Annotated in this window: 20 protein-coding genes; 6 read left to right on the forward strand and 14 right to left on the reverse strand. The window is 63.0% G+C overall.

The window, feature by feature from the left end; all coding sequences use genetic code 11:
- Positions 1 to 86 precede the first annotated feature (86 nt).
- On the forward strand, positions 87 to 1,094 hold the full coding sequence (locus AC0L3O_RS04210; protein ID WP_473614888.1) for a dihydroxyacetone kinase subunit DhaK: 1,008 nt from the start codon (positions 87 to 89) through the stop codon (positions 1,092 to 1,094).
- A 12-nt stretch (positions 1,095 to 1,106) separates the two neighbouring features.
- Positions 1,107 to 1,745 (forward strand): dihydroxyacetone kinase subunit DhaL, encoded by a 639-nt coding sequence (gene dhaL / locus AC0L3O_RS04215; RefSeq protein ID WP_473614889.1) that lies wholly within the window; start codon positions 1,107 to 1,109, stop codon positions 1,743 to 1,745.
- A gap of 112 nt (positions 1,746 to 1,857) precedes the next feature.
- Here dhaL and derI read toward each other — a convergent pair whose 3' ends face one another.
- The 4 genes from derI to AC0L3O_RS04235 all read right to left on the reverse strand — a co-directional run bounded on the left by derI (position 1,858) and on the right by AC0L3O_RS04235 (position 4,122).
- The gene (gene derI / locus AC0L3O_RS04220) at positions 1,858 to 2,301 is read right to left on the reverse strand and encodes a D-erythrulose-4-phosphate isomerase (protein ID WP_473614891.1); all 444 of its coding nucleotides are present in this window, start codon (positions 2,299 to 2,301) and stop codon (positions 1,858 to 1,860) included.
- Positions 2,298 to 2,486, reverse strand: coding sequence for a hypothetical protein (locus tag AC0L3O_RS04225; protein ID WP_473614892.1), 189 nt, complete (start codon positions 2,484 to 2,486; stop codon positions 2,298 to 2,300). The genes derI and AC0L3O_RS04225 overlap by 4 nt, the downstream gene beginning before the upstream one ends.
- 3 nt (positions 2,487 to 2,489) lie before the next feature.
- Positions 2,490 to 3,275: a triose-phosphate isomerase gene (locus AC0L3O_RS04230; protein WP_473478680.1), complete on the reverse strand. Its 786-nt coding sequence runs from the start codon at positions 3,273 to 3,275 to the stop codon at positions 2,490 to 2,492.
- Positions 3,276 to 3,354: 79 nt separating this feature from the next.
- Positions 3,355 to 4,122 (reverse strand): DeoR/GlpR family DNA-binding transcription regulator, encoded by a 768-nt coding sequence (locus tag AC0L3O_RS04235; protein ID WP_473534875.1) that lies wholly within the window; start codon positions 4,120 to 4,122, stop codon positions 3,355 to 3,357.
- 291 nt (positions 4,123 to 4,413) lie between these two features.
- On the opposite strand from AC0L3O_RS04235, the gene fba reads away from it, so the two are divergent.
- A complete protein-coding gene (fba, locus tag AC0L3O_RS04240; RefSeq protein ID WP_473534876.1) occupies positions 4,414 to 5,478 on the forward strand; it encodes a class II fructose-bisphosphate aldolase in 1,065 nt (354 codons plus the stop codon).
- Positions 5,479 to 5,763: 285 nt separating this feature from the next.
- Here fba and AC0L3O_RS04245 read toward each other — a convergent pair whose 3' ends face one another.
- The 10 genes from AC0L3O_RS04245 to AC0L3O_RS04290 all read right to left on the reverse strand — a co-directional run bounded on the left by AC0L3O_RS04245 (position 5,764) and on the right by AC0L3O_RS04290 (position 17,586).
- Entirely contained in the window at positions 5,764 to 6,717 is a 954-nt protein-coding gene (locus AC0L3O_RS04245; RefSeq protein WP_473534877.1) for a sugar phosphate isomerase/epimerase family protein, read from the reverse strand.
- Positions 6,717 to 8,234, reverse strand: coding sequence for a glycerol-3-phosphate dehydrogenase (locus AC0L3O_RS04250; RefSeq protein ID WP_473534878.1), 1,518 nt, complete (start codon positions 8,232 to 8,234; stop codon positions 6,717 to 6,719). Before AC0L3O_RS04250 ends, AC0L3O_RS04245 begins: the two co-directional genes overlap by 1 nt.
- Before the next feature lie 49 nt (positions 8,235 to 8,283).
- The gene (locus AC0L3O_RS04255) at positions 8,284 to 9,324 is read right to left on the reverse strand and encodes a 2-hydroxyacid dehydrogenase (RefSeq protein ID WP_473534879.1); all 1,041 of its coding nucleotides are present in this window, start codon (positions 9,322 to 9,324) and stop codon (positions 8,284 to 8,286) included.
- A 10-nt stretch (positions 9,325 to 9,334) separates the two neighbouring features.
- Positions 9,335 to 10,888 carry an FGGY family carbohydrate kinase gene (locus tag AC0L3O_RS04260; RefSeq protein ID WP_473534880.1) on the reverse strand — a complete coding sequence of 518 codons (1,554 nt, stop codon included), beginning with the start codon at positions 10,886 to 10,888 and terminating at the stop codon, positions 9,335 to 9,337.
- Entirely contained in the window at positions 10,888 to 12,012 is a 1,125-nt protein-coding gene (locus tag AC0L3O_RS04265; protein WP_473534881.1) for an ABC transporter ATP-binding protein, read from the reverse strand. Before AC0L3O_RS04265 ends, AC0L3O_RS04260 begins: the two co-directional genes overlap by 1 nt.
- Positions 12,009 to 13,127 (reverse strand): ABC transporter ATP-binding protein, encoded by a 1,119-nt coding sequence (locus AC0L3O_RS04270; protein ID WP_027152564.1) that lies wholly within the window; start codon positions 13,125 to 13,127, stop codon positions 12,009 to 12,011. Before AC0L3O_RS04270 ends, AC0L3O_RS04265 begins: the two co-directional genes overlap by 4 nt.
- Positions 13,128 to 13,132: 5 nt before the next feature.
- Positions 13,133 to 13,990 (reverse strand): carbohydrate ABC transporter permease, encoded by an 858-nt coding sequence (locus AC0L3O_RS04275; protein WP_023800184.1) that lies wholly within the window; start codon positions 13,988 to 13,990, stop codon positions 13,133 to 13,135.
- 9 nt (positions 13,991 to 13,999) lie between these two features.
- Positions 14,000 to 14,923, reverse strand: a complete 924-nt coding sequence (locus AC0L3O_RS04280) for a carbohydrate ABC transporter permease (protein ID WP_473534882.1) — start codon at positions 14,921 to 14,923, stop codon at positions 14,000 to 14,002.
- 198 nt (positions 14,924 to 15,121) lie between these two features.
- Complete coding sequence (locus AC0L3O_RS04285) at positions 15,122 to 16,567, reverse strand: ABC transporter substrate-binding protein (RefSeq protein ID WP_128167495.1); 1,446 nt, start codon at positions 16,565 to 16,567, stop codon at positions 15,122 to 15,124.
- Positions 16,568 to 16,611: 44 nt separating this feature from the next.
- The gene (locus AC0L3O_RS04290) at positions 16,612 to 17,586 is read right to left on the reverse strand and encodes a sugar-binding transcriptional regulator (protein WP_027152561.1); all 975 of its coding nucleotides are present in this window, start codon (positions 17,584 to 17,586) and stop codon (positions 16,612 to 16,614) included.
- A gap of 467 nt (positions 17,587 to 18,053) precedes the next feature.
- On the opposite strand from AC0L3O_RS04290, the gene AC0L3O_RS04295 reads away from it, so the two are divergent.
- The 3 genes from AC0L3O_RS04295 to AC0L3O_RS04305 are packed head-to-tail and all read left to right on the forward strand — an operon-like array spanning position 18,054 to position 21,982.
- Positions 18,054 to 19,442: an SWIM zinc finger family protein gene (locus tag AC0L3O_RS04295; RefSeq protein WP_473614894.1), complete on the forward strand. Its 1,389-nt coding sequence runs from the start codon at positions 18,054 to 18,056 to the stop codon at positions 19,440 to 19,442.
- The gene (locus tag AC0L3O_RS04300) at positions 19,439 to 20,884 is read left to right on the forward strand and encodes a DUF5691 domain-containing protein (protein WP_473614895.1); all 1,446 of its coding nucleotides are present in this window, start codon (positions 19,439 to 19,441) and stop codon (positions 20,882 to 20,884) included. Before AC0L3O_RS04295 ends, AC0L3O_RS04300 begins: the two co-directional genes overlap by 4 nt.
- A gap of 18 nt (positions 20,885 to 20,902) precedes the next feature.
- Complete coding sequence (locus AC0L3O_RS04305; protein WP_473534887.1) at positions 20,903 to 21,982, forward strand: ATP-binding protein; 1,080 nt, start codon at positions 20,903 to 20,905, stop codon at positions 21,980 to 21,982.
- Positions 21,983 to 21,988 lie beyond the last annotated feature (6 nt).

The raw sequence follows: 21,988 nt of genomic DNA on the forward strand, positions 1-21,988 counted from the left end.
TTGCCGCGTGAAATCTCCCTCCCCGGGTGGAAATTCCGGTAACACGCTGTACTATCTGCGAAATTACCGAAATCGGGAGGCTGCCGGTGCAGACCAAGAAGATCATCAACGACGGCAACCGCACTGTCGACGAGATGCTGGAGGGCATTCTGGCCGCGCATCCCCGCCATCTCAAAAGCATGGAGGGCAGCCCACGCTCGATCATCGCCCGCGATGGACCTCGCCAGGGCAAGGTCGGCCTCGTCATCGGCGGCGGCTCCGGCCACGAGCCGACCTTCCTCGGTTTCGTCGGCAAGGGGCTGGCCGACGCGGCGGCGATCGGCAATGTCTTTGCCTCGCCGCCGCCGGACCCGATCCTTGAATGCGCCAAGGCGGCCAGTGGCGGCGCCGGCGTGCTGTTCATGTATGGCAACTATGCCGGCGACGTGATGAACTTCGACATGGCCGCAGAGATGGCGGCGATGGATGACATCGAAGTGCGCACCGTGCTGACCACCGACGACGTGGCATCGGCGCCGCGCGACCAGAGGCAAAAGCGCCGTGGTGTCGCCGGCAATTTCTTCATCTTCAAGGCCGCCGGTGCCGCCTGCGAGCGGATGCTGTCATTCGACGAATGCGAGCGTATCGCCAGGAAGGCCAATGATCACACCTTCACCATGGGCGTGGCGCTGTCGCCCTGTTCGCTGCCGCAGACCCGCCGGCCGAATTTTGAGATCGGACCGGATGAGATGGAGATCGGCATGGGCATCCATGGCGAGCCGGGCATCGCCCGCGGAAAATTGAAAACCGCCGACGAGATCACCGACGAGATGCTGGACAAGATCGTCGACGAGATGGCGCCGGCACGCGGCGACAAGGTCGCCGTGCTCATCAATTCGCTCGGCTCGACGCCGCTGATGGAGCTCTACATCATGAACCGGCGCGTCAAACAGCGGCTCGATGACATCGGCGTGTCAGTTCACGCGACCTGGGTCGGCAATTATTGCACCTCGCTCGAAATGGCCGGCTCCTCGGTGACGCTGATGCATCTCGACGCCGAATTGCAGACGATGCTCGACCATCCTTGCGACTGCGCCATGTTCCGCGCCGGCTGAAAGGGTGCATCCATGACATCCATCGATGCAGCCGATCTGAAAAGAATGTTCGATGCGATCGCGGTGGCGATCGAAGCCGACAAGGACAGGCTCTGTCAGCTCGACGGGGTCATCGGCGACGCCGATCATGGCATCGCCATGGCGCTCGGCTTTGGGGCGGTGCGCGATGCGCTGGCGCCGCTGGAGCTCACGGCGACCGAGCCGACTGTTCTCCTCAACACTGCGGCGAAGTCGTTCCTCAACGCCGTCGGCGCCTCGTCGGGCCCGCTCTACGCGACGGCCTTCATGCGTGGTGCGGCTGCCGTCAAGGGCAAGGCGACCTTGGCGGGCGCCGATGTCGTCGCCCTGTTCCAGGCGATGGCGCAAGGCATCCAGGATCGCGGCAAGGCGGAGATCGGCGAAAAGACGATGGTCGACGCCTGGCTGCCGGCGGCGCAAGCCGCGGCCGCTGCCCATGTCGCCGGCAAGACCCTGTCCGAAAGCCTGGCAGCCGCCCTCGAAGCAGCCGGACGGGGCGCCGAGGCGACCAAGGACATGATCGCCGCGAAGGGCCGCTCGTCGCGGCTCGGCGAGCGGTCGCTCGGACACATCGACCCCGGCGCGGCGTCGGCGGTCACCGTTATCGCCGCGATGCGAAAAAGCCTGGCTTAAGCGCATCGCATCAATGCGACGCGCTTAAGCTCCTGTTTTATACATGTCGTTATCCCAAAACCGCTGCGCACCCTCGGTTCACGCCCGAGGGCATGCTTTTGGGCGACATGCATTAGCCCAGCTTCGCCGCGTCGAGCCTGTCGATCGCCTGGACATTACCGGCCGATGGCCCGTTTTCGTCGAACTCCGATGCGAGCCAGGCATCGACGATCGACTTGGCCAGTTCCGGGCCGATAACGCGGGCGCCCATGGTGATGATCTGGGCATTGTTGGATTTCGCCGCGCGCTCCGCCGAATAGGTGTCATGGGTGAGTGCGGCGCGAATGCCGGGCACCTTGTTGGCCGAGATGGAAACGCCGATGCCGGTGCCGCAAAACAAGATGCCGCGATCGTTTTCGCCGTCGAGGATGGTCTGGGCGAGCTTCTGCGACAGGTCGGCATAGTAGCCGGCCTGGCTGATGTCGCTGACGGAGAGGCCGGGCTTGGTGGCCAGGTGAGCGGCAATGACGTCGAGCAGCGGCTTGCCGGCGCTGTCGGCCCCAATGGCTATTTTCATTTTTTCTGTCCTTTCCTGTTCGATTGCTCTGGAGCCTGTTCCATCCCGATGGCATCGGGATGGGGCTCTAACTTTTGTTGGGCATGATCTTTTTCCGAAAACCGGATTCCCCTTTTCGGGATCATGCTATCTTTTGTTTGAGCATGATCTTTTCCGAAAAACCGGATTCCACTTTTCGGGATCATGCTCTAGATCGCCGCCGAGGCGCGTTCGAGGATGTCGATATAGCCTTCCGCCTGCCAGGCGGAGCGGCCGATGAACAGTCCGTCGATATGAGGCTGGCCGATCAGCTCGGCGGCATTTTGCGGATTGACGCTGCCGCCATAAAGCACCGGCGGCATGGCCGGCAGAAGATCGCCGGCGATCTTCTTGATCAGCGCCTGCTGCCTGTCGGCGTAGTCGGCACTTGCCGGAATGCCCTTGTCGCCGATCGCCCAGACCGGTTCGTAAGCAAACAGGATCGTCGCCGCCTTGGCCTGGCCTTCGAGGTATTGCAGCGCGCCGTGCACCTGCAAGGCCAGCACCGCATCGGCCTGGCCGCTGTTGCGTTGCGCCAATGTCTCGCCGACGCAAATGAGCGGCACCAACCCGTGCTTCACCGCCGCTGCGGTCTTGAGACCAACCGTATTGTCGGTCTCGCCGAAATGCTCGCGCCGTTCGCTATGGCCGAGCTCGACGAGATCGAGCCCGCAGTCCGTCAGCATCACCGGCGAGATCTCGCCGGTCCAGGCGCCGGCGTCGGCCCAGTGCATGTTCTGGGCACCGACCTTGATCCGCGTCGATGCCAGCGCTTTCTTGACCTCGCGGACCGCCGTGAAGGGCGGGATGACGAAGGGCTGGATACGGTCGTTGAAACCGGGGACGAACCCCGCCAGCGCCCTGGCAAAGTCAGTCGCTTCTGCAAGCGTCTTGTTCATTTTCCAGCTTGTGCCGACCCAGTAAGCCACGCGTCCTCCTTCTAGAGCCTGTTCCATCCCGCGAGGCGGGATGGGGCTCTATCTTCTTCTTTGACCATGATCCCGAAAACCGGTTCCCACTTTTCGGGATCATGGTCTAGTCCTTCTCGACCAGTGTCAGCGAAACGCCGGCGCCATCCAGCGCCTCGCGCATCTGCGGTCCCAGTTCTCGACCGGTGAAGACGGCGTCGAACGCCTTGAGATCGGTCAGGAAATGCAGGGCGGTGCGGCCGAACTTGCCGTGATCGACCAGCAGATATTTGCGGGCGGCCGCGGCCATCATCAACCGCTTGGTATGGACCACTTCCTGGTCCTGGTGGAAGGCGGAAACGCCGTGGATGGCGGACGACGACAGGAAGGCGACATCGGCGCGCAACGATCTCAGCGTGTCCTCGGCAAGCAGGCCGAAGAAACCGTGGAATTTCTTGCTGTACTGGCCGCCGAGCGCGATCAGGGTGATACCGGCAACGCCGGCCAGATCCTGTATCACGGCCAGATTGTTGGAGATCACGGTCATCGGGCGCAGATCCGCAAGGTGGCGCGCAATGCCGCCCGCCGTCGAGCCGTCGTCGATGATCACCGTCTGGCCCGGTTCGATGACAGCCACGGCGGCAACCGCCAGGCGCTGCTTCTCCTCGGCGGCCTGCTTCTGACGGTAGCGGAAATCACTTTCGAACAGGCCGCTCGGCTGAATCGAGGCGCCGCCGCGTATCTTGCGCAGGAAGCCGCTTTCCTCGAGCTCGTCGAGGTCGCGATGGACGGTCATCTTCGACACGCCGAAGCGCGAGGCAAGGTCATCGACACTGGCCGTGCCGGTGTCCATCAGAAAATCCATGATGCCTTGCCGCCGGCCGTCGCTCTTCATCGTCCAGCCTGTTTCCTTTAATTCGCGTCGCCGCGTCCGCCGTGGCAGAAACGGCTGATAGAAGCTATTATAGCAGATAAAATCGCATACATGCCAAGTTTTTTGTGATGGTGTTACATTTCCTTGGGATATTCCTTGCTTCTGATCGCTGCCTTGTAACAAGAATTGCTCTCGCCGGCATGGCCAGAGGTTGCGGTTCTCCGGAAATCCGGCCAGAAGCATCAATGGGCTGAATGACGACCGGACAGCTCGCAAACCATAGGCTTGAAACCAAATACGGGAGACCATTGGGTGGCTCGCATCACATTGAGACAATTGCTCGACCATGCCGCCGAACACGGCTATGGCGTGCCTGCCTTCAACATGAACAATATGGAACAGGGCCTTGCCATCATGGAGGCGGCCAAGGAGACCAAATCGCCTGTCATCCTGCAGGCGAGCCGCGGCGCCCGCGCCTATGCCAACGACGTCGTGCTGGCCAAGCTGATCGACGCGCTGGTCGAGATCCATCCCGATATCCCGGTCTGCATGCATCTCGACCATGGCAACAACGAAGCCACCTGCGTGACCGCGATCCAGCACGGCTTCACCTCGGTGATGATGGACGGATCGCTGAAGGAGGACGGCAAGTCGCCGGCCGATTACGACTATAATTCCGGCATCACGCGGCGCGTCGTCGACATGGCGCATTGGGGCGGCGTGTCGGTGGAAGGCGAGATCGGCGTTCTCGGATCCCTGGAGATGGGCGGCGGCGAACAGGAAGACGGCCACGGCGTCGAGGGCACCGTCAGCCACGACCAACTGCTGACCGATCCGGAGCAGGCGGTGCAGTTCGTCAAGGACACGCATGTCGATGCGCTGGCCGTCGCCATGGGCACCAGCCACGGCGCCTACAAGTTCTCGCGCAAGCCGGACGGCGCGGTGCTCGCCATGAACGTGATCGAGGAGATCCACCGCCGCCTGCCGAACATGCACCTGGTTATGCACGGCTCATCCTCGGTGCCGGAAGAACTGCAGGAGATCATCAACAAATATGGCGGCCAGATGAAGCCGACATGGGGTGTGCCGGTCGAGGAGATCCAGCGCGGCATCAAGCACGGCGTGCGCAAGATCAACATCGACACCGACAACCGCATGGCGCTGACCGGAGCGATCCGCAAGGTGCTGACCGAGAACCCGAGCGAGTTCGACCCGCGCAAATATCTGATGCCGGCAATGGCCGCGATGAGGAAGCTGTGCAAAGAGCGCTTCGAGCAGTTCGGCACCGCCGGCAACGCCCCCAAGATCAAGCCGCTGCCGGTCTCGGAAATGGCCAAGCGCTACAAGTCGGGCAGTCTCGACCCGAAGTTCGGCTGACGTGTTGAGGCAGGCATGAGCACAGTATAGTCGTTGAGGCTTCTACAGTGCTGGAGACGACCAATTGTCGGAGTCGGCGCTGCCCCTCATCGCCCTGCCGGGCACTTCTCCCCGTATAGTGACGGGGAGAAGGGGCTGGCCGCAACGTCGGCGCTGTGCTTGCTGCGCCGGCGATTGGCGAAACCGGCGACGACAGCTCCCCTCTCCCCGTCCCTATACGGGGAGAGGATGCCGGCAGGCAGGTGAGGGGCAGCGCGAACGTGGATAATCCAGTCGAGGACGGCTTCAAACCTGAAGCGATCCTGTTCGCGGCAAAATCGCCGCCCTGCCGGTCTCGATAAACGGCGCCCAATAATCGACCGACTCGCGGATCATCGCGACGACCTGGTGGTCGACCGGCTCGCGTTCGCGGAACGACAGTTCGAGGCAGATCTCGTTGTCGACGCCGCCGCCGCGGCGAACCGTCTCCAACAATTTTTCCGGTGTGATGCGGCCGTCCTTGTTGTAGGCGGCGATGAACGGCCAATGGCCGCCCTTGTTCATCGACGACTGCTTGATGTGGATGATCGGCGATACCGTGGGAAAGGCTTCGGCCCAGGCATAGGGGTTGATGTCGTCCGGATTGCTCGAGGTGACGTCGCCATGGTCGATATCGACCATCATCTTCAGCGGGATGGCCATGCCGGCCGCTTCGATCTCGTTGTGCAGGGACCGGCAGCACTCGATCGTATGGCCGAATTCGCGGCCGACCGACATCGGCTCCCAGAACAGATAGGTCAAACCGGCCGCCCTGGCGTGCTCGGCGACGTCGCGCCAGCATTCCAGCGCGATGTCGAAAAGCCGCGCGCGACGCTCGGGATCGTCAAAATCCCGGTGCGTGAAGATCGCGAACTGCGTGCCCATGCCGCTGGCGCCGAGCTCGGCCGAAATGTCGGCAAAGGTCTTGAACCAATCGACGTAGTAGCGGCGCACGTCGGCGTCGGGATGGCCGAAATGGTTGAGCCGCCCGTAAGGGCCGGTCATCCCGGACGTCACGCGCACGCCGGTGCGGTCGAGCGCCGTGCGGAACAGGCGGACGAATTTCGAGATCGTCGCCGCCGGCCAGCCGGGATTGACGAATTCATGCGTGAGCTGCACGTCCCGGATGCCGATGTCGTAGGCGATCGCGTCGATCAGATCGTCCGGTTCGGCAAAACGGTTGACCAGCGGATTGGTGTTTAGGGAAAGCGTAAAAGTCATCAGCCTGCCCTCACCAGTCGGCCAACGCACCAGTCCTCGAAGGCGGCTCTTTCCGCGGCGGACAGATGCAGGCCGTGCTTGGTGCGCCGTTCGAGAATATCGGCAGCGGTCAGCGCCCATTCATGCTCGAACAAATAACTGGCTTCGCGTTCGAAAAAATCCTTGCCGAAGCACCGGCCCAGTTCGGTGAGCGACCTGGACGCACCGACCACAACGCGCGTCCTAGTGCCGTAGAGCCGGCCATAGTGTTTGACCAGCGATGCCGGCATCCAGGGAAATTCACGGCCGAGATCGCCGAGGAACTGCTCGAAATCGGCGTTGGCGATATCACCACCCGGCAGGTAGCCTTTCGACGTCCACGGCTTGCCCATTTTCGGAAAGAAAGGTGCGATCCGGTCCAGCGCATGCTCGGCCAGCTTGCGGAAGGTGGTGATCTTGCCGCCGAAGACGGAGAGCAGCGGCGCCTGCCCGGATGATGCGTCGAGTTCGAAAATATAGTCGCGCGTCACCGCGCTCGGATTGTCGGAGTTGTCGTCATAGAGCGGCCTGACGCCCGAGAACGAGTAGATGACATCGTCGCGGGCAAGTTCGCGCTTGAAGTAGCGGTTGACCACCTTGATCAGGTAGTCGACCTCGCTGGCATCCGCCGCCACGTCTTCCGGCCGCCCCTCATAGGGAATATCGGTGGTGCCGATCAGGGCCAGATCGTTCTGGTAGGGATTGATGAAGATCACGCGCTTGTCGCTGTTCTGGACCAGATAGGCCTGCCGCCCTTCCCAGAATTTCGGCACGACGATGTGGCTGCCCTTGACCAGCCGGACATTCCGCTTGGAGTTCTGGCCAGCCACGCGGTTGATGATGTCGTTGACCCAGGGACCGGCGGCGTTGATCAGCGCACGCGCCCGAACCGTGGTCCTGACGCCGGTTCGGCTGTCGCGCATCTCGACCGACCACAGGCCGTTTTCACGGTGGGCGGCGGTGCAGGCGGTCCGGGTGAAGATCCTGGCTCCCTGTTCCGCAGCGTCGAGCGCATTGATGACGACGAGACGGGCGTCGTCGACCCAGCAATCGGAATATTCGAAACCGCGCTTGAACGCATCCTTGATCGGTGCGCCTTCGGGCGCGGTGCGCAGGTTGAGCGTGCGGGTGCCCGGCAGCCGCTTGCGGCCGCCAAGATGATCGTAGAGGAACAGACCGAGCCGGACCAGCCAGGCCGGCCGGTCGTCCGGGCTGTGCGGCAGCACGAAGCGCATCGGCCAGATGATATGCGGCGCCGATTCAAGCAGCACTTCGCGTTCGATCAGCGCCTCGCGCACCAGCCGGAATTCGTAGTATTCGAGATAGCGCAGGCCGCCATGGACGAGCTTTCCCGATCGCGAACTGGTGCCTTCGGCGAGATCGTCTTTTTCGCACAGGATGACGGAAAGCCCGCGGCCGACTGCGTCGCGCGCGATGCCGGCGCCATTGACGCCACCGCCGATGACGAACAGATCGACGATTTCAGTGGCGCCGCTCATCTCGCCGGATCCTCTATGCCTGGATTGCGTTTCATGGCTGCCGCGACCTTCAGCACGGGTTGACCGGCGGGAGCCCGACGATGAAGCGGCGCACCTCTTCGGCCGCTTGCTCGGCCGCATAGGTCACCGTGCGCACGGAAGCGCCGGCGATATGCGGCGTCAAGGTGACATTCGGAAGCTGCAGCAGCGGCCAGTCGGCAGGCACCGGCTCGACCGCGAACGTCTCCAGCATGGCGCTGCCGATATGGCCTGAGACCAGCGCATCGTAAAGCGCGTCGTAATCGACCAGCGGCCCGCGCGCGGTGTTGACGAAGATCACCCCCGGCTTCATCCGAGCGATGATGTCCTTGTTGATGAGGCCGCGGGTTTCCTCGGTCACCCGGGGATGAAGCGTGACCACATCGGAGCGGGACAGGAGATCTTCGAGCGCGACCAGTTCGACGCCGTCATTGCGGTCTTCGGCGCTCAGTTGCACATAGGGATCGGTGACCAGGATGCGGCAGCCGAAGGCGCGCAGCAGGCGGACAACCTTGGTGCCGATATTGCCGTAGCCGATGACGCCGACGCTCATTTCGTTGAGCTCGCGGCCGGTACGGTCGGCCCGGTAGAGATCGCCGCGCCATTCCCCTTTGCGCAAGGCCTCGTGCCCGACCCGGATCAGCCGCGTCTCGGCAAGGATCGCACCGATGGTGAATTCGGCCACAGCACTTGCATTGCGGCCGGGCACATTGACGACGGTGATGCCGTGGGCCCTGGCGGCAACCATGTCGATGTTGATCGGGCCGCCGCGCGAGACCGCAACCAGCTTCAGCGCAGGCAGACGCTGCATCATGGTCTCGGACAGCGGCGCAAGCTGGGTGACGAATATCTCGGCGTCGCCAATGAAATCGACCACCTCGTCCGGATCGCCAAAATACTCCTTCACCTTGTCGAGGCCGAGCGCCGCATTGCCGAATTCCATCGGCTCGTCGGGCCAGGCCGCCTCAAGGGTGCGGATGTCGAGATTGTCGCCGCAGGCCTTCTCGATTTTCTCGCGAAAGACCTCGGGAAGCATGAAGCGGTCGCCAATGATTGCAATCTTCTTACGCATGCTCGACTTCTCAGTTTGCCCTGGACGCGGCCATCGACCGCCAGACCGGCCGCAGCGCCTCATGCGCCAATGTGTAGGACGGAACCGCCCGCTCATAGATCGCGGCAAGTTTTCGGTCGCTCGGTTCCGTCGCGCCCAGCAGCGGCGTGACCCATTCGCCGACGCATTCGTCCATCGAACTGTATTGGCCGACGCAGACCGCAGCGATCATCGCGGCGCCCGCCGCACCGGCTTCCTCGCGTTGGCTGGTGCGAATGTCGGCGCCGACGACAGCGCCGAGGATCTTGCGCAGAGCCGGGCTTCTGGCCGCGCCGCCGGTCAGCCGGATTTCGCTCGGCAACGGCCCCATGGCGGCGTAGCAATCGCGCGACGCGAATGCCAGCCCCTCAAAAACAGCGCGAACCATATCGGCATAACCGTGCCGCGACGAAATGCCGACGAAACCGGCCCTGGCATTGGCATCGACGAACGGCCCGCGCTCGCCGGCCTCCGACACATAGGGCTGATAGAGCAGCGAGGCCGGCTCCGATGACGATATCCATTCGTCGACCAGCGCGATCATCTCGCCATTGCTGCGGGTGATGCCTTGCGAGGCGAGTATGCCGGAGGCGAGGCTAAGGATCCAATCGATGTTGAGCGTCGCTGCCATGTTCGACTGCATCTGCGCAAAGACGCCGGGCGCCGGCATCGTCATCGTGTAGCCGGTCCTGGCCTCGTTGAGCAGCACCTCGTCCGGCGTCTGAGCAAGCCGCATATGCATGCCGGTGGAGCCGATGATCGAGCAGCCAGGCTTGCGCTCGCGGTCGAGCAGGCCGGCGCCGAGCGCGGTGCAGGCCACGTCGACATAGGCCAGTACCACCGGCGTACCGGAAAGCAGCCCGGTCGCTTTGGCAGCCGCCGCCGACAGGCCGGCGCTATGCCTGGTGCCGTCGACGATCGGCGGCAGCAGATGCCTGAGGTCGGCGACGCCGAGCACCTCAAGCACCTCGTCGCAATAGCCGCGGGTGCGAAAGTCGCCAAAGGTGAAGGTGCCCTCGGAAGGATCGGTGGCGCGTTCGCCGGTCAGGTTGAAATAGAGCCAGTCCTTGCAATGGAACGCTGTCGCGGCGCCGGCAAGCCTGTCAGGCGCGTTGCGCTTCATGAAGGCAAGCTGCGGCCCCTGCTGGCAGGCCGCGAGCCCGCTGCCGGTCTTTTCGAAACGAAGCCGGTCATCGGGGCGCGCGCGGATCTCCTCGACGATGGCGGCAGCGCGCGCGTCGAGCCACAGCCAGCCCTTGGCGACCGGCTCACCGTCCTTGTCGATCAGCCAGGTGCCGTCGCCCTGCCCGGTCACCGCGATCGCAATGATGCGGCTGGCGAGGTCCGGCACCTTGTCGGCAAGCTGTCGCAATGTGGTCGCCGTATCGGTCCAGGTGCGTGCCAGATCCTGCTCGGCGCCGCCGCCCGGCAAGGTCTCGTACCGGTTCGGTACCGCCGCGGCCGCGAGCTGCCGGCCCGCCGTGTCGAAGGCGACGGATTTGATGACAGACGTGCCGGCGTCGATGCCGATTAGCACATCCCGCATCAGGCAAGCTCCATGCCGTGCGAAATGGCCATGCCGCTGGACTGATCGAAGACGTGCAGATTTTTCGGATCGATGCTGATGTTGATCGGCGCGCCAAGCTCCAGCCGGGTCCGGTCATGTTCGACCAGGACCAGCGAGCCGCCGGCGAAATCCGCCGCGATATGGGTCTGGTCGCCGAGCCATTGGTTGGCCGAAACCGTCGCCGGCACGCCGTCCTTCGAGCGGCGAACCGCATAGGGCCTGACACCGATGACGACCCGCTGCCGTTTGAGCAATTCGTCGCGAACCGAGCCGCTGAACGCGTCCTTGTCATAGTCGAGTGAAAGCCCGTCGGGCAGCCGCAGATTGATCTTGTCGGCGGCCGTGCCGACATAGGCCTCGAAGACATTCATCGGCGGCTCGCCGACGAACGTGCCGGTGAACAGGTTGGCCGGCCGCTGCTTGAGCATATTGGGCGTATCGAACTGCTGCAGCACGCCGCCTTCCATCACCGCGATCCGGTCGGCCAATGCATTGGCCTCGGTCTGGTCGTGAGTGACCAGGATCGCGGTCAAGCCGCGCTCCTTGATGAAGTGCTTGATGCGGCCGCGCAGCACCGCGCGAAGCTGCGGCTCGAGCTGGCCCATCGGTTCGTCCAGCAGATGCAGGTCGGCCTCGCGGATCAGTGCCCGGCCGAGGCTGGCGCGCTGCTGCTGGCCGCCGGAGATGGAACTCGGATAGCGCTCAAGAATGTCCTCGATCTCGAGCAGCTTGGCGATGCTGGCAACTTTCGCGTCGACCTGACTTTTCGGCAGCCTGGCCGCCTTCAGTGCAAACGCCATGTTCTCGCGCACGGTCAGCGGCGGATACAGCGAATAGCCCTCGAACGCCATCGCCACATTGCGCCTGACCGGCGGCAGCGTGTGCACCTTGCGGCCGGCAACCGAAATGCTGCCGCGCGAGACCTCTTCGAAGCCGGCGATCATGCGCAATGTCGAAGTCTTGCCGCAGCCAGACGAGCCGAGCAGTGCGACGATCTCGCCCTTGTCGATTTCCATCGTCAGATTCTGAACGGCGTGCACACCTCGGTCGATCGGGCCGTAGAATTTGTCGACGCCGGAAATGGTGAGTGCGCTCTGGCTCATGCCGCTTCTCCGCTGCGCAAATTGACGACGTTTTTCGAGCCGATACGGTCGCCACTGGCACGATCGAACAGCAGGGCGCTTTTGCCGTCGACGGCGATATGGGCCCTGCCCTCGGTTTGACCCGCTGTTCCGGCCGGCCGGGAGACCAGGATTTCGCGACCGCGCACGGTGCGCACCAGCGTGACGATCTTTTCGTTGAGCGGCGTCTCCGCCTCGACGGTCACCGGAATGGCCGCGGGTGTTCCTTCGTCGACGAAGCGCAGCGCTTCGGGCCGCAAGCCGATCACGCAATCGCGGCCGACCGTGGCGTCATAGGCGCCGGTCAGATGGACCTGGACATTCGACAGACCGACATAGATGCCCTTGGCATCGCGCGACGGCTTGACGTCGAGCAGGTTGATTGTCGGATCGCCGAACAGCCGCGCGATCTCGATGTTGGCCGGCTCGCGATAGATCTGCTCGGGCGTGCCGAGCTGCTTGATGACGCCTTGCGACATCACCGCGATGCGATCGCCGAGCGCCATGGCCTCCTTGTAGTCCTGGGTGACGTAGACGACGGTCGCACCGCGATCTGCCAGCAGCCTCGGCAGTTCGAGCCGCATTTCGAAGCGCAGTTTGGCATCGACGTTGCGCAGCGGGTCGTCGAGTAGCAGCACCGGCGGCGAGCCGACCAGAGCGCGGGCGAGCGCGGTGCGTTGCTTCTGGCCGTTGGACAGCGCCCGTGGCTTATGGCTGAGCACGTGGCCGATCTTCAGCAGCTTGGCGACGCTCTCGACACCCGCCTTCATCGCGCTTTGCGACGATCGCTTGGCCTGAAGCGGCGTGGCGATGTTGTCGAAGGCGGTCATGTGCGGAAACAGCGCGAAATTCTGGAATGCCATGCCGACGCCGCGGAACTCGGCGTCAAGATCGGTCATGTCCTCGCCGCCGATGAAGATTTTTCCCTCATCAGGGTCGATGACGCCGGCGACGAGCCGCAGCAGCACCGTCTTGCCGGCGCCGGACGGTCCGAACAGGACCAGGGTTTCGCCGTCCGCGACGCTCAACGACAGATTGTCGAGCACAGTCTGGCTCTTGTAGCGCTTGACGACATTTCGCAATTCGAGGCTGGCCATCGAAGCTATCCTTTCACCGCGCCGAGCGACAGGCCTTCGACGAGATAGCGCTGCGCGTAAAGGGCGAGCGCCAGCGTCGGCGTGATCGACAGCACGATCGCTGCCGAGATCTGGCCGTACTGGATGCCGGAGGAGGTGATGAAGGCGAGCGCGCCGACCGTCACCGGCTGCTTGTCGGCCGAAGCGAGCACGAGCGCGAAGATGAAATTGTTCCAGGCGAAGATGAAGGCGAGCAGGCCGGCAGCCGCGATGCCGGGGCCGGCGAGCGGCAGCGCGATCTTGCGGAAGGTGGCGAACCAGGAATGGCCAGCGATGCGATAGGCATATTCGATATCGGCCGGGATGTCCTCAAAATAGCCGCGCACGATCCACAGGATCAGCGGCAGGCAGATCAGCTGATAGACCCAGATCAGCCCGATATAGGTGTTGGCCAGTCCAAGCTTCTGGAAATAGAGGGTGAGCGGCAGCAGCACCAGCAGCGCCGGCGCGAACCGGAACGACAGCAGCGTGAAGGCGATGTCCTCCGAGCCGCGGAATTTGTGCCGGGCAAAGGCGTAAGCGGCGGGGACGCCGAGCAGCAGCGCGACGGCGACCGAGGTGACCGACAGGAACACCGAATTCCACAGGTTGCGCATGAAGGCGATGTCGAGCGTGCCGGCCGCCGTGGTCAGCTTGCCGGTGATCAGCGCGGTGTAGTTGGCCAGCGTCGGCTTGAAGACAAGCTGCGGCGGAATCCGCAGGATGGTCTCGTTGGTCTGGAAGGACATCATGAGGATCCAGACGATCGGGAACATGAAGAAGATCACGACCAGCGTCAGCGCTATGCCACGCAGGATGCGTTCGAGAAGCGAGGTGTGTTCCATCCCGGCCTCCTATGCCAGGCCGCGGGCGCGTTCGCGCAGCCGCAGCCAGTTCTTGATGAAGATGTTGGAGAGGAAATAGGTGATCGCCCACAGGATGATCATCAGCGCCGCCGAGCGGCCGACATTGGTCGACTGGAAGAAATTGAGATAGGCCTCGACCTGGAAGACGGTCAGCGTGTCGCCCGGACCGCCCTGGGTCATGGCATAGATGATGTCGAACTGCTGGATGGAATCCAGCAGGCGAAACAGCGTCGCCGTCAGGATGTAGGGCGTCAGCATCGGCAAGGTGATGCGGAAGAACACAAAACTCCGCGGCACGCCGTCAAGTGCCGCCGCCTCGAAGGGCTGCGTTGGCAGGCTGCGCAGGCCGGCAAGCAGCAGGATCATGATGAAGGGCGTGTAGACCCAGACATCGACAAGCACCACCGTGAAAAGCGCGGTCGACGGCGACGAAGCCCAGCGGAAATCCTGCAATCCGATCAGGCTGGCGAGGTAGCTCAGCACGCCAAAGCCGGGATTGGTCATCAGCTTCCACATCAGCGCGGCAAGCGCCGGCGCCGTCATCAGCGGCATCAACAGCATGATCGAGATGAAGTTGTTCAGCGTCGAGCGCTTCTGCAGCAGCATGGCGATGCCGAGACCGAGAAGCAGTTCAAGCAGCACGGTGATGCCGGCATAGAGCAGCGATATCTCCAGCGTGTTCCAGAACCTCGGGTCGGTGAAAAACGAGATGTAGTTGTCGCCCCAGTTGAACTGCCGCGCCCAGGGCTGGCTCAGCCGGTAGCGCTGGAACGAGTAGACGACCGACGTGAAGAACGGGATCAGGATGCCGATGCAGACGAGCAAGGCCGGCAGGCTGAGCACATAGGGCAGCACTTTCTTGCTGATCCTGAAGCCGGAAGGCCTGTTTCTTTGCATTGTCGCCGTAGTCATCGTGGCTCACCCGTCATCTCTGTTGCTTCGCCCTGCCGGCCGCCCAGGGAGCTAGGCGGCCGGTTGGGCGAGTGGCGGCACCGCCGTTGTTTGAACATCGGAATTTCCCAAAACCGATTTGGGTCCGATGCTCCAGGCGCCGCTTCGCAGTGGAATGGCCGGCTGGCCCGCAGCAGCGGGCCGGCCGGCCGCCAGGACTCAGCCGAGCCCGGCTTCCTTGAGCTGGCCGTCGACGCTGCTGGCCAGCATGTCGAGGCCTTCGTCGACCGGCACTTCCTTGGCCACCATCTTCTGCAGCGTCGCCGCCCATTCGGTGGTCAGATCGAAGAACAGCGGCTGCGGGGTGAACTTGATGCTGGCGCCGGGCGCCGAAACGTCGAACATCTCGACATAACCCGGATAGCTCTTGTTCAGCTTCTCGCGGAACATCTGGTCGTTCCAGACCGACTGACGCACCGGATTGACGAAGTCCATCTCAGTCGCACCGAACAGTGCATGCTCGGGCCCTGATGCCCATTGCATGAAGTACCAAGTGGCGTCCTTGTCCTTCGAGAAATTGGACATCGACAGCGACCAGATCCAGATGTTGGGCGTCGGAGCCTTGGCGGCGGGATTGGCCTTGAAGGCAGAGAAGGCGAGCTTGCCGGCCATCTTGTTGTCGCCGCCGTTCATGAAGTAGCCGAGGATGTCGGCGTCGAAGATCATCGCCGAGGCGCCGGCGCCAAGGTCGGTGCCGACCTGATACCAGGTGTAGGTCGACCAGTCCTTGGGGCCGCTCTCCTGGATCATCTGGACCCACTGCTTGTGGAAGGCCTTGGATTCGGCGGTGTTCATCGCGGCCGACAATTTGCCGTCAGCCGAGACGTTCAGGTCCTTCTGGTCAAAGTTGGCATAGGCCGACAGGAAGCCGGGATGGATCGTCGCCCAGGAGCGCGAGCCGCGCACGCCGATGCCGTAGACGCCGCCGCCGACATCCTTGGTGAGCTTGGCCGCCGTAGCGACCATCTCGTCCATATTGCCGGGAACGCTGACCCCGACCTTGTCGAACATGCCCTTGTTGTAGGTGATGTTGTTCTGTTCGAAGCCCCACGGAATGCACCACTGCTTGGCGTCGTCGGAACCGAGCACGCCGCCGGGCTGACCGTTCCAGGCACAGGACTTCCTGACACCGGGCAGGAAGTCGTCCCAGGCATAGTTCACGTTGGTCTTGGTCGGATCCTTGATCCACTCGTTAAGGTCGGTGATCCAGCCGGCCGGGCCATAGGTCCAGGTCATGTAGGCGCCGGTCATGAAGGCATCGTATTCAGGCGAGCTGGCCGACAGCGCAGCGGTGACCTTGTCGAAATAGACATCCTCCGGGAAGACGTCGTAGACGACTTCCATGCCGGTCAACTTCTTGAAGTTTTCAAGGTTGGCGATCATCGCATCCGCGTAAGGATGCTTGTTGAGCAAGAGCTTGATGGTCTTGCCCTTGTGCGCCTGCCAGTCGAAATCCGCCGCCAGCGCACGGGTCTGCCCCAGGTTGAGCAGCGTTCCGGCCGTGCCGGCGGCAAGGCCCATCGCGCCAAGGCCCTTGATCAGCCCACGACGATCGACTTGTCCGCGCAGGAACGCGTCGATCAGGTCTTTTTCTTTCTCATGCATTTGTCTTCTCCTCCACAGGGTAGTTTCAATCGAATGGCTGCCGGCTACCCGACCGGCGTCTGCTCCACGAGTTTTCGCGCCGTCCGCTCATCGGTGACCAGGCCCTTGAGATAGCGGCCCTCCAACACCGATTTGATGGCACGAACCTTCACCTTGCCGCCGGCAACGGCGACAATCCTGCGATTGCTGATGTCTTCGCGCGCCAGCGCCAGCGCGCGGTTGGAAAGCGTCGTCTCGACCGCCTTTCCAGCATCGTCGAAGAAATGGCCGAGCAGTTCGCCGACACCGCCGTTGCGTCGGATCTCCTCCATTTCGCCCTTCTCGATCATTCCGGTAGCGACCAGCGAGGCCTCGCGCTCGGCAGTGCCGATGCCGGCGATGAGCAGGTCGGCGGCCTTGCCGAGATCAAAAACCTCGCTGATGCCCTTCTGCCCAAGCAGCACGGTTCGATCCTCGACCGTGTTGGCGAACATCGGCACCGGCATCACATAGGCTTCGGCGCCGGTCCGTTCGGCCAGGCGGTGAATGACGTCGTGCGGATTGGCCGAGAACTTGCGCGTCAGGCCGCCGAGCAATGAGACGAATCGGGTCTTTTCGGCCGATATGCGCGGCAGATATTCGACGCAGGCGGCGAGCGTGCGGCCATGGCCGACGCCGATCAGCGTATCCTCGCCGCGTTCGATCTCACGCTTGAGGAACTGCGCGCCGGCGATGCCGAGCGCCTTGAGCGGCAAGTCCTCGCCATCGAAGTCGGGAACGACCTCGCAATAATCGAGGCCGTAGCGGCTGGACAAATCGTCTTCAAGCGCGACGCATTCCGACACTTCGCCGTCGATATAGACTTTGACCAGCCCTTCCTGATTGGCCTTGGTGATAAGGCGATGCGCCTTGAGGCTGGTCAGGCCAAGCCGCTTGGCAACCTCCGACTGGGTCAGCCCGCCAGCATAATGGAGCCAGGCGGCGCGCGTCGCCATACTGGTTTCATCGTCGCGCAGGAGGCCGTTTCCAAAACCAACCATTTCCGCCCTAAGATATTTTTATCAGGTGATGCAAAATTTTTCACAAGGTGTCGCAGGAGTCAAGCGTCGCAGCGTTCAAATCACCTTGAGAGGGCAAAAAAAGGCCTGCTGAAGCAGCCATCGTGCAGGGCGGTGCCAGTCTGAAATGCCATGCCTGTCGACCTGAAGGGCAAAGGCTGAACGGCTCGCTCCAAGCGAACCAGTTGCATGGCCGCAAAGGCCTGCTCCCGTTCAATGAGCGCATAACTGGGCTGACCGACGCCAACCGCCGATTTGCTGAAAATGCTCTGCCCGCCGAATGGCGGTGGAGCTCGCTTGCGGATCAGGCGAATTCGGGCAAGGAGGACAGGGGCCGAGAAGTATCGATCTTCACATTGCGAGAGCTACAATAATTCTTCACGAACGGCTATCTATCCTGGCGACAGGTGTTTGGTTCGAGTCACGAGGGGCGCGGCTTGGAATTCGATTTGAAGACCATTGAGGCGCTTGCTCCCGATCAGGCGTCGCTGAGCGCCGCCTCCAAGCTGACCAAACGATCGAACTGGCCGCGGCTCGAAAAGCATGAGCCCCAGGCGCTCATCTGGGGTGAATGCCAGGGCTCCGGCTCCAATCCATATCGGGTGGTGGTCGACACCGGCGATCACGGCTACAAATGCACCTGCCCGTCGCGAAAATTCCCGTGCAAGCACACGCTGGCGCTGATGTGGATTGCCGCCACCGCGCCAGCCAGTTTTGCAGCCGCTGAATCCTCGCCTGAATGGGTGAATGACTGGCTTGGCCGGCGCAGGAAGACGACGCCACCGCCAGCGCAACCGATAGAAGGTGTGGCAGCCAAAAGCATTGATGAGGCTGCACGGACGGACGACAGCGCCGCCGTCGAAGACGGTGCGGCGGTGGAGCGTCGTGAGGCTGCGCAGCGCAAGCGGGCGGAAGACACACGACAAGCAGTGTCGGCGGCGCTCGATGAACTCGATCAATGGATCGCCGACCAGTTGCGGCTTGGTCTTTCCGGGTTTGTCGACGGCAGCGGCGACCGTTGCCGCCGGATTGCCGCGCGGCTGGTCGACATGAAGGCAACCGCGCTTGCCGGTCGCATCGACGAGATCCCTTCGCGGCTGATGGCGCTGCGCAGCGAAGAAAAACCGGATGCGGCGATCCGTGAGCTTGGCAAGCTTGTGCTGCTGGCCAAGGCATGGCGGGCGTCGCCCGACGACCCAGAGCTGAAGCGCCTCGTATCGACCTCTGAAACCCGCGAACAGGTTCTGGCCAATCCGGATGCAAGACAGGTCGAAAGCTTCTGGGAGGTTCTGGGCGAGAAGATCGAGAGCCGCCGTGACGGTCTCGTCAGCCATTCGACCTGGCTGCTCGATCTGAAGTGCGCTACCCCGCAATTTGCCGTGCTGCTCGATTATTTTCCGGCTTCTGCCGGACGCCGGTCCAACGCTTTTGCGCCGGGCGATCGTTTCGATGCCCGGCTGGTCTTCTATCCATCACGCAAGCCGCTGCGCGCACTGGTGGCAGAACGCATGGGTGAAGTGACGTCCGGCGCGTGGCCTGATTTCAGCTTTGGCGCTGCAAAGGACCCACTCGCCACGCATGCTTCCTATCAGGATGCTGCGCCTTGGATTACCGATTGTCCTCTCATACTGCCGCCTGGTGCGATCCTGGTCGATGACCGCGGCACAGGCTGGTGGCAGGCCGCGGATGATCCGCAAGGGATCGCCTTGCCGATCGCAGGCGCTGTCAATCAAACATTGCTCGGCCTCGACCTTGCGGCCACGGCAGCGCTCTGGGATGGCGCCCGGCTTGACCTTCTGGCGGCTCAAAGCGGATTCGGGAGGCTTGACCTGTCGTGAACGAGGGCGAGCAAACAGGCCTGGCGACAATGCGCGATTGCTGGATCACCGGCGGAGCCACCTTCGATCTGGCTCCGACCGCCTGGAAGACGATCGCCGGCGGTGCAAGTCCCGACGAGCAGGAGCGCCGGCTCCTGGCAATCGCAGCACAAGCGCTCGACGTCGCCCTGCGGCCGGCGGCGCCGAAGACGCTCAAGCGCCGGCCGCCGCTGCCCAGGCTTGCGCTCCCGATGCTGCCGGAGCGGTTGCGGCCGCTGTTGAGAGCCGCTCTGAAACATGCGGTCGACGCGCGACGCAAGACGCGCGTGGTGACGCTTGTCGCCAGCCGCGGCTTTGTGCTCCATCCGATGGACTGGATGCCCGTCGCGTCGGATCAGAACAGTCCGGACGTCTACGCCCCCTGGATCGACTGGCAAGCAAGCGTGGACGGGGAGAGACATGCCCCGCAAGAGAAACTGACGGCGGAAAATTGGGATGAGTTCTATCCCGCCGCGCGACGCATCGCGCTGGCAGACATGCGCCGCAGTGAACCGGCTTCGGCTCGACTGCTGATCGAGGCCAAGGCGTCGGGCGAGCCCGCCGAGGTCAGGCTTGCGCTCGTCGAACTCATGCGCTTCGGCCTGAATCCTGAGGACGCGCCGTTCCTTAAAAGCCTTTCCGCCGACAGGTCCGGCAAGGTGCGCGAACTGGCTGGCCGGCTGCTGGCAAGGTTGGGAGAGCACGGCCGTTCAGACGATGGCGGACCGGGTGATCCCGCAGCTGAACTCGCCGCTTTCATCAGCGAAGGCAAATCCGGCTTCATCCGCCGCCGCAGCATCTACACGCCGGCGAAGTTGAAATCGCCGGCGCAGGAAACGCGTCGCGCCGAATTGTTCGAGACCTGCAATCTCGTCGACCTGGCCGCGCGGTTCAGTGCTACCGAACCTGAGTTCATAGGCGCCTGGCAATTCGGCGCCGACAACAATGCCGACATCCTGATCGCACGAATGGTCGCCGCTTCGGGGAGCGACGCCGCGGTGACGCATATGGCCGACGCACTTGTCGCCGATGGCGGCAAGCCAGCGCTGTTCGTACTGCACCTCACGCCGCGCCTGGACAGTCGCAGAAAACGAGCCCTCGTCCGGCTGATCCTCAAGCAAGCGAATTACCTCAACGCGATCAATCTGGCGGAAGGCATTGATGCTGGCTGGCTGGAATGGGGCGATCTTTCGAATGGGTCGGCTGTTGCGGCGCTGGGGTCCGCCGTTGCGGGAAACGACGACGCCATGCGCCGAGGCGCCGACGATATACTGGAAACGATCGGCTTCCTTGCCACGGCGACCACGGCAGCAAAATTGATCGACGAGGTCGTCGCAGCCGGCATGCCGCCCGCAGCCCCATCACTCAGTGTCCTGCGTCTCAACGCGGCGCTGGCCGAACATCAGTCTAGAACCGACACATGATCAATCCGGAGAATTCACATGAACGCTGCCATCCGTCTCCCGGTCGAGCAGGCCTATGCCTCTGAATTGCAGGCGCTGGCGCGCGGTGACGACAGGCAAAAGCCTGCCGGCTGGAGCCTCTCGCCACAAGCTGTGCTGACTTATCTGCTGGGCGGGAAGGCCGGTGACGGCACGCCGGTAACGCCAAAATATGTCGGTCGCCGCCGACTGATGGAGACCGCGGTGGCAACGCTCGCCACCGACCGCGCATTGTTGCTGCTCGGCGTTCCCGGCACGGCCAAATCCTGGGTGTCGGAACATCTGGCCGCCGCCATCATGGGCGACTCGACGCTGATCGTGCAGTGCACGGCCGGCACCGACGAGAACCAGATCCGCTATGGCTGGAACTATGCGCAACTTCTGGCAAAGGGCCCGAGCCAGGAAGCATTGGTGCCGACGCCGCTGTACCGCGCCATGCAGACCGGCAAGCTCTGCCGGCTCGAGGAACTGACGCGCATGGGCTCGGATGTGCAGGACACGCTGATCACCGTACTTTCCGAAAAGATGATGCCGATCCCGGAATTGAACACATCGATCTATGCCCAGCGCGGCTTCAACGTCATTGCCACGGCAAACAATCGGGACAAGGGTGTGAATGAACTCTCCTCGGCACTCAAGCGTCGCTTCAATGTCGTGGTGCTGCCATTGCCGGAAGACATGGCTGAAGAGGTGGCGATCGTCTCCAAGCGGGTCGACGAGATGGCCGGCGGGCTCGACCTGCCGGTGCCGAAAAATGTCGGCGAGGAGATAGCCCGGGTATTGACCATCTTCCGTGAATTGCGGTCCGGTGCGACCGCCGACGGCAAGGTGACGCTGAAGACGCCCTCGGGCTCGCTGTCGACCGCCGAGGCGATCGCGACGATGGTTGGCGGGCTGAGCCAAGCGGCGTGGTTCGACAGCGGCAAGCTCGGCGCCGAAGGTCTCGCCGCCAGCCTTGTCGGCGCGATCGTTAAAGACCCGGTACAGGACAAGGCAGTGCTTGAGGAATATCTGGAAACAGTGCTCAAGAAGCGGCCTGACTATGCGGGCTACTATGCGGCCTTGAACGCAGCGATCTGACGCGTC

The sequence above is a fragment of the Mesorhizobium sp. WSM4810 genome (genome assembly GCF_055811235.1).

Excerpts from the sequence above, each read along its gene's own strand:
- AC0L3O_RS04265 (WP_473534881.1), bottom strand. The coding sequence starts at position 12,012 with ATGAGCCAGAGCGCACTCACCATTTCCGGCGTCGACAAATTCTACGGC.
- AC0L3O_RS04270 (WP_027152564.1), bottom strand. The coding sequence starts at position 13,127 with ATGGCCAGCCTCGAATTGCGAAATGTCGTCAAGCGCTACAAGAGCCAG.
- AC0L3O_RS04260 (WP_473534880.1), bottom strand. The coding sequence starts at position 10,888 with ATGCGGGATGTGCTAATCGGCATCGACGCCGGCACGTCTGTCATCAAA.
- AC0L3O_RS04235 (WP_473534875.1), bottom strand. The coding sequence starts at position 4,122 with ATGAAGAGCGACGGCCGGCGGCAAGGCATCATGGATTTTCTGATGGAC.
- AC0L3O_RS04245 (WP_473534877.1), bottom strand. The coding sequence starts at position 6,717 with ATGACTTTTACGCTTTCCCTAAACACCAATCCGCTGGTCAACCGTTTT.
- AC0L3O_RS04230 (WP_473478680.1), bottom strand. The coding sequence starts at position 3,275 with ATGGAACAGGCTCTAGAAGGAGGACGCGTGGCTTACTGGGTCGGCACA.
- AC0L3O_RS04305 (WP_473534887.1), top strand. The coding sequence starts at position 20,903 with ATGAACGCTGCCATCCGTCTCCCGGTCGAGCAGGCCTATGCCTCTGAA.
- dhaL (WP_473614889.1), top strand. The coding sequence starts at position 1,107 with ATGACATCCATCGATGCAGCCGATCTGAAAAGAATGTTCGATGCGATC.
- AC0L3O_RS04290 (WP_027152561.1), bottom strand. The coding sequence starts at position 17,586 with ATGGTTGGTTTTGGAAACGGCCTCCTGCGCGACGATGAAACCAGTATG.
- AC0L3O_RS04255 (WP_473534879.1), bottom strand. The coding sequence starts at position 9,324 with ATGCGTAAGAAGATTGCAATCATTGGCGACCGCTTCATGCTTCCCGAG.
- AC0L3O_RS04225 (WP_473614892.1), bottom strand. The coding sequence starts at position 2,486 with ATGATCCCGAAAAGTGGAATCCGGTTTTTCGGAAAAGATCATGCTCAA.
- AC0L3O_RS04285 (WP_128167495.1), bottom strand. The coding sequence starts at position 16,567 with ATGCATGAGAAAGAAAAAGACCTGATCGACGCGTTCCTGCGCGGACAA.
- AC0L3O_RS04275 (WP_023800184.1), bottom strand. The coding sequence starts at position 13,990 with ATGGAACACACCTCGCTTCTCGAACGCATCCTGCGTGGCATAGCGCTG.
- AC0L3O_RS04280 (WP_473534882.1), bottom strand. The coding sequence starts at position 14,923 with ATGACTACGGCGACAATGCAAAGAAACAGGCCTTCCGGCTTCAGGATC.
- derI (WP_473614891.1), bottom strand. The coding sequence starts at position 2,301 with ATGAAAATAGCCATTGGGGCCGACAGCGCCGGCAAGCCGCTGCTCGAC.
- AC0L3O_RS04250 (WP_473534878.1), bottom strand. The coding sequence starts at position 8,234 with ATGAGCGGCGCCACTGAAATCGTCGATCTGTTCGTCATCGGCGGTGGC.